This is a genomic window from Clostridium sp. KLE 1755 (genome assembly GCF_000466465.2).
GTDB lineage: Bacteria > Bacillota > Clostridia > Lachnospirales > Lachnospiraceae > Eisenbergiella > Eisenbergiella porci.
Map to the genome: position 1 here is coordinate 60,964 of NZ_KE992777.1, position 14,517 is coordinate 75,480.

Here is a 14,517-nt window from a genome sequence, read left to right on the forward strand (position 1 = left end):
CCCCTGCCAATCTGGCTGCGGCGGGCGCCGCGCTGTTTGCGGCAATGTATAATGTGGTGCAGCAGGCGGCCCAGGGGAGAGGCTATGCGCTTTCCGGTTTTTTCCTGCTGGCAGCGGTGAATTGCCTTTATGAAATCTGTGTACCGGATGCAGGCGGGATAAAGGAACTGCAGAAAATAAGCGGCAGGGAAATAAAAGAGCGGAAAATAGACCGACGCTTCTGGTATTATGTAGGATTTGCGGCATGCTTAACGGGCGGGCTTTATACGATTGCCAGCAATCTGTACTGGGTGGTTCCGGTGTGCATGGCAGGAGGGCTGTATCTCCTTTTTTCAGGGAAATACAAGACGTTGTTCCGGCTGATAGGGGCTTCTTTGGCAGCAGCTTTGGCAACCTTTGGGCTGTATACGATTATCTGGCTTGCTATTGGCTCCAATTTCCTTGTAAAGGAGGAAGCGGGACCGTTTTTCGGGAAGGGGCATTTTTATGTGCTGCTGCACGATCCGTTTGCCGCTTTTTCCAGGGGCATGCAGGCGATGCTTTCTGATCCGAATATTCAGAGCATTGACAGAAGCCGTTTTAACAGTGAATTTATCCAATACCTGGAGCGGGTTGCGAATCAGGTGTATCCAAACGGCGGACGTATTTTACTTGTGCTGACAGCGGCAGGGCTGGTTCTTGCGCTTCTGTTGGGTGTCAGGGCATTTTGGAGGAAGGATATGCCTGTGTTTTTCCTCGCTCTTTATACGGTGGTTCTGACCGTTATGGTGCCGGTTTTTCTGACGGTGCAGTGTGTGTTCCCGTATCTGCGGGTTTTTACCTATATGGGAAGCGTTCTGGCAATGCTGTTTGTGCTGATGGTGTATGCCGTGGCTGATATCGTGCGCAGCCTTGCGGCAAAAGGAAAAGGGGTGCAAGTCCCGGCGCGTGTGGGCAAATGGGCGGCCTTTGTGTTTGCGGCGGCTGGTATTTTATTTTTGGTATACAGCTGCAGGCTGCCTGAATATAATGCGGGCTATGACAGCAGGGATAATCATATTTATGCGGCCCTGAAACAGCTTGATGAGCAGAAAGTGGATACGGTTCTTGTAGGCGACGTATACGCCAGGCTGAATCTGTATTTCCATATTCGCAGATGCAGAGGGAAGGAACTGGTAATGGATTATGAGCAGCCGGATTATGTGCTTATGGATAAGGTACAGACCGGGCCGGAAGGGGAGGCACTGGTGTGGCCGTATGAGATGAATACGCAGGATTTTCCGTGGGAGTGGATAGAAAAGCATATGGAGGTAGTCTTTGAGGACGATTCTTATATTGCATATCAGGTGGTAAAATAGGAATAGCCTGGATCTTCTTGACGGAATCAAACATTGAGCAGATTCAGAAGCAATGTAAATAAATGCGCTTCATTTATCAGGAAGCCGTTGCCTTTATAATGGCGGCTTAAATATGTTTGTTTTTCAAATGCTCATCAAATAAAACCACCTGAATTCAGGTGGTTTTATTTGATGACATGAAAAAAACCCGTAACCTACGGGCTTTTCATAAGCTGCTGACGGGAATCGGACCCGTGACCTCCGCACTACCAATGCGACGCTCTACCGACTGAGCCACAGCAGCATTCCGGTGTCCTGCGAGGTGTTTCTCGCTGTCACCGAAAGCTAGTATAGCATGACAAAATCTGTTTTGTCAACAATAAATTTCATTTTTTTTATTTTTTGTTTTTGGAGAGTTATCAAAGGAAAAAGCATATAGTAATCAGAATGAATCCGGGCAAACAGAAAAAATATATATGGCATAAAATTTTGTCAAGTAACATGACATACTGTTGTCGTGTTACTTGTGTTATTCTGTGTGCAGATAGGAGGTATAAAATTATGATTGAATCAAGATGCGGCCTGCTGTGCAGTGAGTGCAAGTACCGGGAACAGATGGGATGTAAAGGATGTGTAAATATAGACAAGCCTTTCTGGGGCGATGCCTGTCCTTTAAAATCATGCTGTGAAGGGAGAAAACAGGAGCATTGCGGCAGCTGTCCGGAGTTCCCCTGCGAAGTGCTTAATCAGTTTGCATATGCCGAGGAAGAGGGAGACAATGGAAAAAGAATTGAGCAGTGCAGGCAATGGCAGACACAACAGCAAGTCAAAATGAAAAAAGAATATTCATCTGTCCCACAGTCAATGGCTCAAACAGAAACTTATGGCTTTTCCTGGATGGATTTTGTAACGGCAATTCCTTCTCCTTTATTTGTAGCCACATCATATAAATCAAATGGGAAAACGAATGCATGCCTGCAGTCCTGGGCTTGTTTTAACGGTGATTCAAAGGGATTTTATGCGATATTGTCAAGCGTCAATAAAAAAGGGCATTTATATCAGACTATAAAAGAAAAAAGCGAAGTGGTTCTTAATTTCCCGTCTGCTGATGTATATGAACTTTGCCTGGCAACCATAAAACATAATGGGTTTGAGGATGACGAAATTGCATTATCAGGACTTACTGCAAAACCAGCGTCAAAGGTTGATGCACCGGTTATAGAAGAGTGCTTCATGAATTTGGAGTGTAAATATTTATGGGAACGGGAAATAACTGAAAACAGCCCCCATGTATTAATGTGCCTGGAAGTGGTCAATGTATGTGTGGATGAACAGCATCTGGACGAAACGAAGCAGGGACGATATGGCGGAAACGGTTTGCTTTATAATATTCACTATCCTATAAATCCGGAGGATTTTACCGGAAAATCACACGATTGGATTGCAGTTCTGACAAAGTATAAGGATATGGGTGAATATTGATATTAGAGAACCGCGGTTCCGGAATTACATAGGAAAAATAAAATTGCAGCAGCGCCTGAAAGTTATAAAGCGCTGCTGAATCAGATGGATAAATGGGCGGCCATGCAGGGGCAGTCCGTTTATGGCACCAATTCACAGGAACAATCCTGGAATATTAATCAGGGACAATGCTAGAGAGACAGTTAATTATAGTTTTTGGTATAGAATGATTTCTTTTTCTGATTCTTCAGATATTTTCTGTAAATTGCACCGGGTGAAGATAGATTGGAATAAAGCATCCTCTTCATGCAGTTCAAAATAGTCCCCCAATATAAATTCGATATCGATATGTCTGCTGACAACGTCTGAATTACCGCATTTAAAAATATCGTAACTGTTCAGTACCCCTCACAGTTACTGCTAAAATCCATCCTAAATCGCCTTTGGCGATGGATTTTAGCACTCTTGAATCACTTTCTTACGGTCAACGCAGTAAATGCGCTGACCTGCTGAACAGTTACAAAATATCAACATAATATACAATACTGGAAACATCTTCACTTAAATCATAGTCTGCAGGGTTGTCTCTTTCTATGATAAAAGGTAAGTTTTCTAAAATCTGATTTATCTCGTCTGAATTTATCATTAGAACCCTTTCCATTTAAATATATGCCGCTGAAATCGGCGGATTTTACCTTTTTATTGTATTGATGATAGATTTTACAGAAAGGAAGTAATGTTGAGATATGTCTTTTATTTCTTTTGGCGCAACAGCGGTTCGCCGTCTGTCTGTACATTTGCCGGATATAAGCGATTCCATGTTGACAAGCCCTATCCATTAATGATACCATACAACTAAATATGAATCGTTTCATAACCATTTCAACCACATAAGCGGGCAGTTCGATTTGCCTGCTTTTTTAAGGAGGGAAAGCGTATGTTTTATGGGAGCCTCAGCGGCCTGCCCCTGCTGAAAAAGGGAAAAAGCAGAAGCATTAACTGGGAGAACCGGACAGGAGAAAAAGGAAAGGGAGGGATGGCGGCCAGTGATTTGGGGCCTTCCAGGAAAGGCTCACCCTGTATTCCGGGACTGGAGCCGGGAGAAACCGTGACGCTGGCCGAAATAGACGGTCCCGGCGTGATACAGCATATCTGGATTACGGTGACTGACAGGACAAGCGACAGAAACCGCTATATTCTCCGGGATCTTGTGCTGCGTATGTATTGGGACGGGGAAGAAAGCCCTTCTGTGGAAAGCCCGCTGGGAGATTTTTTCTGCTGCGGCTTCGGCGTGTCCTATCCGGTAAATTCCATGCCCATAGCGGTGAATCCCACCAGAGGCTTTAACAGTTATTTCCCCATGCCTTTCAGGAAAAAGGCTAAAATCACCATTGAAAACCAGTGTGATGAGACAGTAAATGCTTTCTTTTATCAGGTGGATTATTGCCTTCTGGATGAACTTCCGGAAGATACCGGGTATTTTCATGCCAGCTGGAGAAGAGCGCGTCTGACGGAAAAAGGAAAGGATTATGTGATTCTGGACGGCGTTAAGGGACGCGGGCAGTACGTGGGCACCTATATGGCTCTGACAACGCTGGAACGCTACTGGTATGGGGAAGGCGAGGTGAAGTTTTATATCGACGGGGATGAAGAGTATCCCACGATATGCGGAACCGGGACGGAGGATTATTTCGGCGGGGCATGGAGCTTTGCCACGCAGGAGAACGGACGTACGGTGGAGAACACCTATTGTACGCCGTTCCTGGGCTATCCGTACTATTCCCACCATGACACCTTTCTGCATAATGATTACCACAACGACGACCAGATGCCCCAGAGAAGCTTTTACCGTTGGCACATCATGGATCCTGTCCTGTTTGAGGAGGATTTGAAGGTGACTGTCCAGCAGATTGGGGTGTATCACGGAGGCCTGTTTGAGAGACAGGACGATGTGGCTTCCGTAGCCTACTGGTATCAGGCCGAGCCTCATCAGCCCTTCGGAAAGCTGATGGAAAGAAAAGAACGGTGGCCAAGATAGCATGGCGGCCAGAGTACAGGCAGCGGCCAAAAGAAAGAACGGTTATCAAGTATTAAGGAGAACGCAGATGAGCAGAGAATTGGATAAAGCAAGAGAATATGAAGCCGGGAAGAAGGAGCAGATACCGTCGGAACAGAAATGTGTATTCCACCTGACACCGCCGGTGGGCTGGATCAACGATCCCAATGGATTTTCCAGGTATCAGGGCGAATATCATTTGTTTTACCAGTACTATCCCTATGGCACTTCCTGGGGCCCCATGCACTGGGGGCATCAGAAAACAAAGGATTTTATCAAATGGGAGCTGGTTCCCTGCGCCCTGGCGCCTGACACGGAATATGACGGGCAGGGCTGTTTTTCAGGGAGCGCGGTGGAGCACGACGGAAAACATATCCTGATGTATACCAGCGTCTATGACAGGCTGCAGGAGGACGGAACACATAAAATAAGGCAGACCCAGAGTATTGCCATAGGCGACGGCGTCAACTACGAAAAGCTGTCCTGCAATCCGGTTATCAAAAGTGACGCCCTGCCTGAGGGAAGCTCTGTGGTGGATTTCCGCGATCCGAGAATCTGGAAGGAAAAAGATACCTTTTATTCCGTAATTGGAAGCCTGGACGCGGATGGAAGCGGGCAGCTGGCCCTGTTTTCTTCGGCGGATGCCGTGAAATGGCAGTTTAAAAGCATTCTTGACGCCAACGGCGGCAGATATGGAAAGATGTGGGAGTGCCCGGATTTCTTCCCGCTGGACGGCAGCCATGTGCTCATTGTTTCGCCGCAGTTCATGAGAGCGGAGGGGCTGGAATTCCATAACGGGCATAATTCCATATATTTTGTGGGAAGCTTTGATGAGGAAAACGGTAAATTCCATAGAGGCAAGGCAAAAAGCCTGGATTTCGGGATGGATTTTTATGCGCCGCAGACGGTGGAAACTGCAGACGGCAGAAGGGTGATGGTCGGCTGGCTGCAAAGCTGGGATAATTATCTTACCCCGGAGGAGTTTGAGTGGTCCGGAATGATGACTGTTCCCAGAGAACTGAAGCTTAAGAGTGGGAAACTGATACAGAATCCTGTCAGGGAACTGGAAAATTACCGCAGGAATGAGGTTGCCTGCAGGGATGTGAGGCTGTGTGAGGCGGACGGCCAGCGCAGGCTTCCCGGAATCAGCGGAAGAGTCCTGGATATGACGCTGGACGTGGATGTGCGCAGGGCCTCATCCTTTACAGTTCATCTTGCTTCGGACGGAGATTATGTGACTACAGTAAGCTATGATGTGAATCAGGGGACGCTGACCACAGACAGAACCTACAGCGGGCAGCGTAAGGACATGATCTGCAGCCGGACCATGTATGTGGACCAGAAGGATGGCTGTATTCGGCTGAGAGTGCTACTTGATAAATATGCGCTGGAGCTTTTCGTGAATGATGGGGAGCAGGCGATGACCTCTTTGCTGTATACGCCTCTTGAAGCGGATGGAATCGCCTTTTCCTGTACGGGAGAAGCCGTGTTTGACATAACAAAATACGATATTATTGTATAAATCAGGCAGCGGTTTGCATATGCAGCTGCCGGACAGCAGGATGACAGAGGTAAAAAAGGTCCCGGGAGATTGGCGATGGCCGCCATGGAGCTCCCGGGACTTTTTATTTTTCCAACTGTATTTACTGATTTACTGGCCGGGCGTTCCGGCCTGCTGGTCCTGTTGCTGCTGAAGCGCATGGGCATTCTGCAGGGCCATAATCTGAGAATTCAGGTTGTCGATTTCCTGCTGCGCCTGGGTGATTGCGTTCTGCGCCGCTGCCTGGCTGTCAGGATCGGTTGCCGCCGCTGCCTGCTGCTGGGCATTGAGAAGCACTGCCTGCGCGTTCTGCAGGGCTGCCTGCAGGTTTGCCATCTGTGCATCGTAATTGGCCAGCATATGCCTTGCATCCAGCTCCAGCTGCTGTTGGGCGATTATCGCATTGGCATTGGGATCAGCGAAGAATGCGGCATTATGAGGACACTGGTTAGCTGCCGTACCGTCCGCGTTCTGGTTAACATTGCCGCTGAGCGCCGCATCCAGCGCAGGGGTCATGGTTACCGTACCGGGCACGCCGAAAGGACAGAATTCCGTAGCGGGCAGGCCGGAATATTCACATACCATTCCCTGATAGTGCACATCGCAGGTTTCCGTGGGCACCGTTCCCTTGGCAAAATACTCCGTTTTCAGAGTCTCATCACACATACCCGGAATCGGCAGCTTGCCGGACTGGGAACATACGGTGGCGGTAACGATATCCGCAGGGACATTAAAGGCCTTGTTTTCCAGATTCTCGTGTATCTTGCTCATAGTGGCGCGCCATAAGGTTTTCGCCAGGTTCCTTTCACCGTTCTTGCCGGAAAGCTTGGCGTTATTGTCATAGCCTGTCCAGGTGGTGCAGGTGTAGTAAGGCGTGTAGCCTGCAAACCATACATCGTTGTAATCGGAGGTCGTACCTGTTTTTCCTGCAATGGACATGCCGCCGAAGTTGACGCTTGTGCCGGTACCGGAGGTAACAACATCCACCATGGCGTCCGTCAGAAGGAAGGCAGTGCTTTCCTTGATAACCTGACGGCTTTCCCCTGCGGTGTTGTCAATCAGGATATTTCCGTCATGATCCACGATTTTGGTATAAAGCTTGGGCTTAATATAGGTGCCGCCGTTTGCAATAGTAGCATAGGAAGCATTCAGCTCCATGTTGGTAACGCCATGGGTGATGCCGCCCAGGGCAAGTGACTGCTGAATATCGGAAAAAATCTGTCCGTTACGTTCTTCGCTTTCCACCAGGGTGGTAAAGCCGAAATTCTGAAGGTAATCATATCCCAGCTGCGGCTTGATGGAGGTCAGCGTCTTAACCGCTATAATGTTCAGGGAGTCGCGGATACCATCCCGGAGGGAACAGATTCCGCGGTAGCCGGAGCTGTACCAGTTGGATACCGGCTTGCCGTTGGCATAGTTAAACGGCGCGTCCACAAATACATCCGCCAGGGTCAGCCCCGCGCTGTCAAGAGCCGGCGCGTAGGTGGATACGATCTTAAAGGTGGAACCGGGCTGTCTGGTGGTGGAGGTGGCGCGGTTTAACGTACGGTTGGCTTCCTTTGCGCCGCGGCCTCCTACAAGGGCAACCACATTTCCGGTGGACTGATCCTCAATGGTCATGGAAATCTGCGGCTGGGGCGTCATGGAAATTTTCTCCGCAAGCACCTCGTCCCCGTCCTGAAGAAGGGATGCTTTATAGTTCTCGGCTGCCGCATAGGCATCGTCCTGGGAGGAGAAAAGCAGGGGATATTTTTTATCGCTTCCGTTCTGCTTCAGATAATCCTCCAGCATTTCCTTGCTGTAATTATTGGTTTCCCCGTTGGCGTGCTGGATGGTCAGCTGGTAATTCAGATACCAGGTAGTGCCGTCGGGATAGTTCTCCTCATTGGAGCATACTTCGTCGCAGATAGCCTGGATGGTGGGATCCTGCGTGCTGTAAATCTTCAGGCCGCCGCTGTAAAGCAGGGAAAAAGCCTGGGTTTCCGAATAGCCTGCAGCTTCCAGATCCTCCATGACCATTTCCGTTAATGCATCCACAAAATAGGAGTTGATGGCTGTTTCGCCGGTTTCCTCATTTACAATCTGTATGCGGGAATAAACGTCGTCACCCAGCGCTTCGTCGAATTCGGACTGGCTGATGTAGCCCTGCTCCAGCATGTCGCCCAGCACCTTTTCCCGGCGTTCCGCATTTTTCTCAGGATGGGTGATGGGATTATATCTGGAAGGATTCTGGGTAATGGCGGCAATTACCGCGCACTCGGAGAGATTCAGCTCCCATACATTTTTACCGAAATAACGCTTGGAAGCCGCCTGCACACCCAGGGTGTTCTGCCCCAGGTTGATGGTGTTCATGTAGTTTTCCAGGATTTTATCCTTATCCATCTGCTTTTCCAGCATGATGGCAAGGTACTGCTCCTGGATTTTACGCTTTACCTTGACCGCAAAGCCTTTTTCACTTTCACTTGTCCAGCTTGTAAGAACGTTGTTCTTAATCAGCTGCTGGGTGATGGTACTGGCGCCCTCGGAAAAATGTCCCGAAGTCAGGCCGATGAAACCGGCACGGATAATACCCTTGATATCAATTCCGTTATGTTCGTAAAAACGTGCGTCCTCAATTGCCACGAAAGCATGCGCCAGATTCTCAGGAATCTTGTCCATGCTTACAGGCACACGGTTGGAGCCTTCCGCATCCAGCTTGGCAATCTGATTGCCCTCCGCATCATAAACAAAGGTGGAAAAGCCGCTGGGTGACACATCGATATCCGTATCCGGCGCTGACGCCAGAATGCCCTTTACAACTCCCAGACCGCCGCAGACACCGATAATTCCCACGGCCAGAATGAGCAGAAGAATGGCTTTAAAAAAGGTAAGAGCAAATCGCTTGCTCCATTTTTTTGATTTGGAACGCAGTGCCTTTTTTTTCTTTGCGGCACCTCTTTTGCCATAATTCATGAAATTATGCCTCCTTAAGTTAAAACAGGAAGTTTTATGGAACCAGTATCCACAAAAAACCACCTGTAATGTCCCATTTCAGGGCTTTTTCCGACAGCTCCAAAATGGCATTACTTATCTGATTATAGCAAATATAGGCAGGTAAATAAAGGTTTTTCTTCCATATTAAGAATTGTTCACAATAATATACATTTTTAAACATAGGGGGGAGCTGAATCACTTGCTGATAACAGATGCACAGGATATAATAAAAAAGCCGGAGGAACCTGCGACGGCGGGGAAAGGAGAATCCATGGAATTCAGACTGTTAATCATAGAAGACGAACCGGATATCCGGCTCATGATAGAGGAAGCATTATCGCTGCCCGGCTACCGCATCACGTCGGCGGAGGACGGCCAGCAGGCGTTGCAGCTTTTTTCGGAGAAAGAGGGCTGGGATCTGGTAGTCCTGGATCTGATGCTGCCGAAGGTGGACGGTCTCACCGTACTGCGTAAAATCAGGGAAAAAAGCACGATGCCGGTGCTCATCCTGTCGGCCAGAAACGGGGAATATGAAAAGGTGCTGGGACTGGAATACGGCGCGGATGACTATATAACCAAGCCTTTTTCCGTGATTGAGCTGCAGGCCCGGGTAAAGGCCTTCCTGCGGCGGGCCAACGAATACGCCAGGAGCGTGCCGGAAAGGGAGAACGAAGCCGGGCAGACGCAGTTACGAATCGGGGATCTGCTCATCGATCTGGGTAATCTGACCGTACAAAAACGTGGGGAAGGTATCAGCCTGACTGCAAAGGAATTCGATATTCTGAGGCTCCTGGCCGGAAATCCCTCCAGGGTTTATACGAAAATCCAGATTTATGAATCGGTATGGGATGAGAATTTCCTGAAGGATGAAAATGTAATCAACGTCACCATCCGGAGGCTGCGGGAGAAAATTGAAGATAACCCCTCGGCGCCGGTCTATATTAAGACCGTCTGGGGGATCGGTTATAAAATGGGAACGGGGGAAGCGGAGTGAAGCTTGTGATATGTCTGGCGGCGGGGAGCCTGTTTGCCGCGTTGTTTATTGTGTATTTTTATAAATACAGAAAGCTGTCGGGACAGCTGGCAGATCTGAATAACCAGCTGGACGAATCCCTGAAAAAGGGAGGGGAGGACAGCGTGCTTGTATACTCGGATGAGCCTGCCGTACGTCAGCTGGCGGCCCGGGTGAACCGGCTGCTGGAGCTGCAGGGCAGCCTGACAGCCAGGGCGCGCCTACAGGAGGAGCGGGAACGGCGGATGCTTGTTAATATATCCCATGATCTGAAAACGCCCCTCACCGTGGTGTACGGATATGCGGAGATGCTGCTGGCCCCGGAGTTAAACCTTGCGCCTGCCGTCAGGACAAAGGTGGAAAAAATATATGCCAAAACCAGGGATGTGCTGGATATGCTGCTGCTCTTTTTTGATTTGGCAAAAATGGAGTCAGGCGAGCTGCAGATGGAGAAGGCGAAAATCGATGTGTGTGAAATCTGCCGAAGCGAGCTGGCGGGGTATTATGAAATGCTTCAGGATGCGGGTTTTACGGTGGAAGCATCCATTCCGGAGGAGGAGCTGTATATGAACGGGGACGCCCAGGCCATGAAGAGAATTCTGGGGAACCTGATTCAGAATGCCCTCCGTTACGGCGCGGATGGCCGGTATCTGGGGATTTCTGTCGCCAGAGAGGACCGCGGGCTTGCGATCAGGGTGACGGATCGGGGAAAAGGCATTGTGGAGGAAAACCAGGATAAAATTTTTGAAAGGCTGACCACGCTGGAGGATTCCAGAAACAAGAAATACCAAGGCAGCGGCCTGGGGCTGACGATTACCAAGCGGCTGACGGAAGCCATGGGCGGCAGCATCCGTGTGAAGAGCAGGCCCTACAGGGAGACTGTTTTTACGCTGTTTTTTCCGCAGGGTGTGCAGATGTAAGGGGCCTGACAGGAAAATGTAAGGAATTTGTTATCTTTTGAATGGCCGGGGACAGTATAATCGTTATCAGTCAGATAGAAAAAACGGCAGACCGCCGGATAAAGGAAAGTGAGAAGAAAATGTCGGATGTGATTGTACTGGAGGATGTCACCAAAAGGTACGGAAATGAAGAAGTGGTAAAGAACGCTTCCATGCATGTGAAGGAAGGGGAAATCTATGGTTTCCTGGGGCCCAACGGCGCCGGTAAAACCACGGTGATGAAGCTGATCCTGAACCTGGCAAAGCCGGACTACGGCAATATCAGGGTGTTCGGGGAGCCGGTGCTTCCGGATTCCTATACGTATCTGCGTTATGTGGGAAATCTTATTGAAACGCCCTGTTTTTATGAAAAACTCAGCGCGGGAAGAAATCTCAGGCTGCACTGTGAGTACATGGGGATTTATGAGGAAGGAAGAATTGAACAGGCGTTGGAGCAGGTAGGGCTGCAGGGCTGTGAGAACAAAATCGTGGGGAAATTTTCTCTGGGCATGAAGCAGCGCCTGGGAATCGCCAGGGCGCTGCTTGCAAAGCCAAAGCTGCTTTTGCTGGATGAGCCGATCAACGGGCTGGATCCTGTGGGCATAAGGCAGACCAGGGACTTGCTTGTGCATCTGAAAGAGGCCTGTGGAACCACAATTCTGATTTCCAGCCATATCATTTCTGAAATCGAACAGCTGGCGGATACTGTGGGCGTTATCAATAAAGGCAGGATGCTTAAAGAGATGCCGATGGAGGAAATCCGCAGAGAGGCGGTCCAATATCTGGAGGTCCATGTGAATGACGTAAGAAAAGCAGCCATTGCGCTGGAGGAACGATACGGACGGCTGAACTATAAAATCATTTCCGATTCCGGGCTCCGTATTTATCAGGATCTGCCCTTTGATGAAATCAGCAGGCTGCTGGTGCAGGCAGGGGTGGCAATTCTGAACATGGGAAGCAAAAATGATACGCTGGAGGATTATTTCTTCGGTATGTTAGGGGAGGATGGGGAATGATTCACTTAATGAAGCTGGAACTTATGAAAGAAAAGTTTACGGGCACGCTGATAGCCCTGGTTTCCATTATGCTTTTCTGCCTGGGATTTGTCGTGTTGATTTGTTATTCCACGCTGGCGGAGGATGGAACCTTTCCGTTTACCACGGTGCAGGAACTGTTTTTGATAGGCGATGTTCTTTACAGGGTGTGTTTTATTGTGTTTGCCGGAGTGCTCATCGCCAGGGTTGTGGTAGGGGAATTTGACACCGGTAACGCCAGGAACCTGTTTACCTATCCCATACCCAGGAAAAAACTGCTGGGCTGCAAGCTGCTGCTTGTTTCCCTGATTACCTTCGTGGGGTATACGGTGTCTAATCTTGTTTATATTGTATCGGTAACCCTGATTAACAACTGGAAAAACATGGTCCCCCAGCATATTTCCCTGCAGATGGCTGCGGAAGCGGTGCCGGGGATCCTTCTGGAGGGCGTTCTGCTCTGCGGCATCAGCCTTCTTGCCCTGCCCTTCGGTATGCGGAAAAAATCAGTATCCCAGACGATTGTGGCGGCGTCAATAATCAGCATGGTGCTTAACGGAGGCTTTGGGGACAACGTAAACGGACGGCTTTACAGCATAGCGGCAGTTCCGGTTCTGCTGTGCCTTGTGGGAATTGCGGCCGCCGTATATACGTGCAGGCGGGTTTGCAGGAAGGATGTATAGCTGATGTATAAGCTTTGCAGATGCCGGCCGGATAGAAAATAGCAGGGCAGCCTGTCAGTTGGAAAGGGCGGAGTTCCATGATTGTTTGAAAAAATATAAAAGCGGCATTTCCATTATGCGGGGATGCCGCTTTTGGGCGTGTTTGGAAATTTATCCCTCAGGCGGGGCGGACTGCTGCCTGCGGAGCGATAGAAGAATGAAAAAATGTCAAGTATCATTACCAATTCTCACCACAGTATGCTATAATTCCAGTAAGAATGCTTAAAGTGAAGGGGCTGGAGTATACATAAGAGGAGAGGGTACGAATTTTGAATAATAATAACAAGGGACATAAGATTCGGTTCAACCGGGTGGATGTGCAGGTTTTCCTTATGACGGCTGTCATTGTGGTGTTTGCCTGCGGGCTGATTTTCCTGGTTAATTACAGTCTTTCCTACGGCAGTATGATTACTGCGCTGAAGGAACGGGCTGAAAACATACATAAATACCTGGAAAATTATCTGGATGTGAGCATGTTTTATGACCTGAATGTAAAAGAGGACGGGGAGCAGCCGGTTTACGACAGTTCCCACACAATTCTGGAAGCTGCGCGAAGGGCCACGGGGGTACGTTATCTTTATACTGCCAAAGTGACAAAGGACGGTGATTATATTTATCTGGTGGATGGCCTTTCTGAAGACAGTCCTGATTTCCGTTATGTGGGGGATGCCATAGAGCCTGAGTGCATTGCGGACATGAAACGGGCGATGGCGGGAGAGACCGTGTTCCCCGGCCAGATTAACAAGACGACATGGGGGCCTGTTTTTATTTCCTATTTTCCGATGCATGACGGGGAGCAGGTTATCGGCGTGCTGGGAATCGAATTCGATGCCGGGACGGAATATCAGGCTTTCCGGTTTATGAAAATAGCCACGCCTGTGGTGATTTTGATGTCCTGCATTGCGGCCGCTGTGATTGCGGTGCTTCTGTTCCGGAGGATTTCCAATCCTTCCTACAGGGATATATTCAATTCGGACATGCTTACCGGACTGAAAAACAGGAATGCCTTTGAGGTGGATCTGCACAACCGGGAACAGCAGGGAAAAAAAGAGGGGCTGGCCATACTTTCCTTCGATTTGGACCGGCTGAAGGATGTGAATGATACCTTCGGGCATGGGTGCGGGGATGATTATCTGAGAGTCAGCAGCGGTATCATACAGGATGCCATCTATGGCAAATGTGTGCTGTACCGGATCGGCGGAGATGAGTTTATCGCAATGATCCAGGACGTAACGCAGGAAGAGGTAGAGGATATGCTGCGGGAAATCCGCGTTATGGCAGAGCAGGAGAGCCAGAGCAGAAGGTTTGATATCAGTATTTCGGCCGGCTACGCTTTTTATGATGCGGCGCAGGATAAGACGCTTAATGATACCCTTAAACGTTCCGACGCATGTATGTACAGGAATAAAAAGGAGAATGAGGGCATCATTGATCACGAACAGATGCAAAGTTAGGATAAAGGATTCCG

General features: G+C 49.1%; 10 protein-coding genes and 1 tRNA gene. 9 read left to right on the plus strand and 2 right to left on the minus strand.

Going from position 1 to position 14,517, the window contains the following annotated elements; genetic code table 11:
- On the plus strand, positions 1 to 1,337 hold a 1,337-nt coding region (locus HMPREF1548_RS25850), incomplete at its 5' end, for a glycosyltransferase family protein (protein ID WP_021639740.1).
- Positions 1,338 to 1,547: 210 nt separating this feature from the next.
- Here HMPREF1548_RS25850 and HMPREF1548_RS25855 read toward each other — a convergent pair.
- Positions 1,548 to 1,620, minus strand: a tRNA-Thr gene (locus tag HMPREF1548_RS25855).
- A 257-nt stretch (positions 1,621 to 1,877) separates the two neighbouring features.
- Between HMPREF1548_RS25855 and HMPREF1548_RS30980 the strand changes: the two genes are divergently transcribed.
- The 3 genes from HMPREF1548_RS30980 to HMPREF1548_RS25875 all read left to right on the plus strand — a co-directional run bounded on the left by HMPREF1548_RS30980 (position 1,878) and on the right by HMPREF1548_RS25875 (position 6,355).
- Positions 1,878 to 2,798: a flavin reductase gene (locus tag HMPREF1548_RS30980; protein WP_331669738.1), complete on the plus strand. Its 921-nt coding sequence runs from the start codon at positions 1,878 to 1,880 to the stop codon at positions 2,796 to 2,798.
- A 916-nt stretch (positions 2,799 to 3,714) separates the two neighbouring features.
- Positions 3,715 to 4,815: a glycoside hydrolase family 172 protein gene (locus HMPREF1548_RS25870; protein WP_021639746.1), complete on the plus strand. Its 1,101-nt coding sequence runs from the start codon at positions 3,715 to 3,717 to the stop codon at positions 4,813 to 4,815.
- A gap of 67 nt (positions 4,816 to 4,882) precedes the next feature.
- The gene (locus HMPREF1548_RS25875) at positions 4,883 to 6,355 is read left to right on the plus strand and encodes a glycoside hydrolase family 32 protein (protein ID WP_035324083.1); all 1,473 of its coding nucleotides are present in this window, start codon (positions 4,883 to 4,885) and stop codon (positions 6,353 to 6,355) included.
- 129 nt (positions 6,356 to 6,484) lie between these two features.
- On the opposite strand, the gene HMPREF1548_RS25880 is transcribed toward HMPREF1548_RS25875, so the two are convergent.
- A complete protein-coding gene (locus HMPREF1548_RS25880; RefSeq protein ID WP_021639748.1) occupies positions 6,485 to 9,325 on the minus strand; it encodes a transglycosylase domain-containing protein in 2,841 nt (946 codons plus the stop codon).
- A gap of 292 nt (positions 9,326 to 9,617) precedes the next feature.
- On the opposite strand from HMPREF1548_RS25880, the gene HMPREF1548_RS25885 reads away from it, so the two are divergent.
- From HMPREF1548_RS25885 to HMPREF1548_RS25905, 5 genes are all read left to right on the plus strand, one after another.
- Positions 9,618 to 10,340 (plus strand): response regulator transcription factor, encoded by a 723-nt coding sequence (locus HMPREF1548_RS25885; RefSeq protein WP_035324085.1) that lies wholly within the window; start codon positions 9,618 to 9,620, stop codon positions 10,338 to 10,340.
- Positions 10,337 to 11,278 (plus strand): sensor histidine kinase, encoded by a 942-nt coding sequence (locus tag HMPREF1548_RS25890; RefSeq protein WP_021639751.1) that lies wholly within the window; start codon positions 10,337 to 10,339, stop codon positions 11,276 to 11,278. The genes HMPREF1548_RS25885 and HMPREF1548_RS25890 overlap by 4 nt, the downstream gene beginning before the upstream one ends.
- A gap of 41 nt (positions 11,279 to 11,319) precedes the next feature.
- Positions 11,320 to 12,312, plus strand: coding sequence for an ABC transporter ATP-binding protein (locus tag HMPREF1548_RS25895; RefSeq protein ID WP_021639752.1), 993 nt, complete (start codon positions 11,320 to 11,322; stop codon positions 12,310 to 12,312).
- Positions 12,309 to 13,010, plus strand: coding sequence for an ABC transporter permease (locus HMPREF1548_RS25900; RefSeq protein ID WP_021639753.1), 702 nt, complete (start codon positions 12,309 to 12,311; stop codon positions 13,008 to 13,010). Before HMPREF1548_RS25895 ends, HMPREF1548_RS25900 begins: the two co-directional genes overlap by 4 nt.
- Positions 13,011 to 13,318: 308 nt before the next feature.
- Complete coding sequence (locus HMPREF1548_RS25905) at positions 13,319 to 14,503, plus strand: GGDEF domain-containing protein (RefSeq protein WP_021639755.1); 1,185 nt, start codon at positions 13,319 to 13,321, stop codon at positions 14,501 to 14,503.
- The last annotated feature ends 14 nt before the right edge of the window (positions 14,504 to 14,517 follow it).

Coding starts and splice junctions, on each gene's coding strand:
- HMPREF1548_RS30980 (WP_331669738.1), top strand. CDS start 1,878: ATGATTGAATCAAGATGCGGCCTGCTGTGCAGTGAGTGCAAGTACCGG.
- HMPREF1548_RS25870 (WP_021639746.1), top strand. CDS start 3,715: ATGTTTTATGGGAGCCTCAGCGGCCTGCCCCTGCTGAAAAAGGGAAAA.
- HMPREF1548_RS25875 (WP_035324083.1), top strand. CDS start 4,883: ATGAGCAGAGAATTGGATAAAGCAAGAGAATATGAAGCCGGGAAGAAG.
- HMPREF1548_RS25880 (WP_021639748.1), bottom strand. CDS start 9,325: ATGAATTATGGCAAAAGAGGTGCCGCAAAGAAAAAAAAGGCACTGCGT.
- HMPREF1548_RS25885 (WP_035324085.1), top strand. CDS start 9,618: ATGGAATTCAGACTGTTAATCATAGAAGACGAACCGGATATCCGGCTC.
- HMPREF1548_RS25895 (WP_021639752.1), top strand. CDS start 11,320: ATGGCCGGGGACAGTATAATCGTTATCAGTCAGATAGAAAAAACGGCA.
- HMPREF1548_RS25900 (WP_021639753.1), top strand. CDS start 12,309: ATGATTCACTTAATGAAGCTGGAACTTATGAAAGAAAAGTTTACGGGC.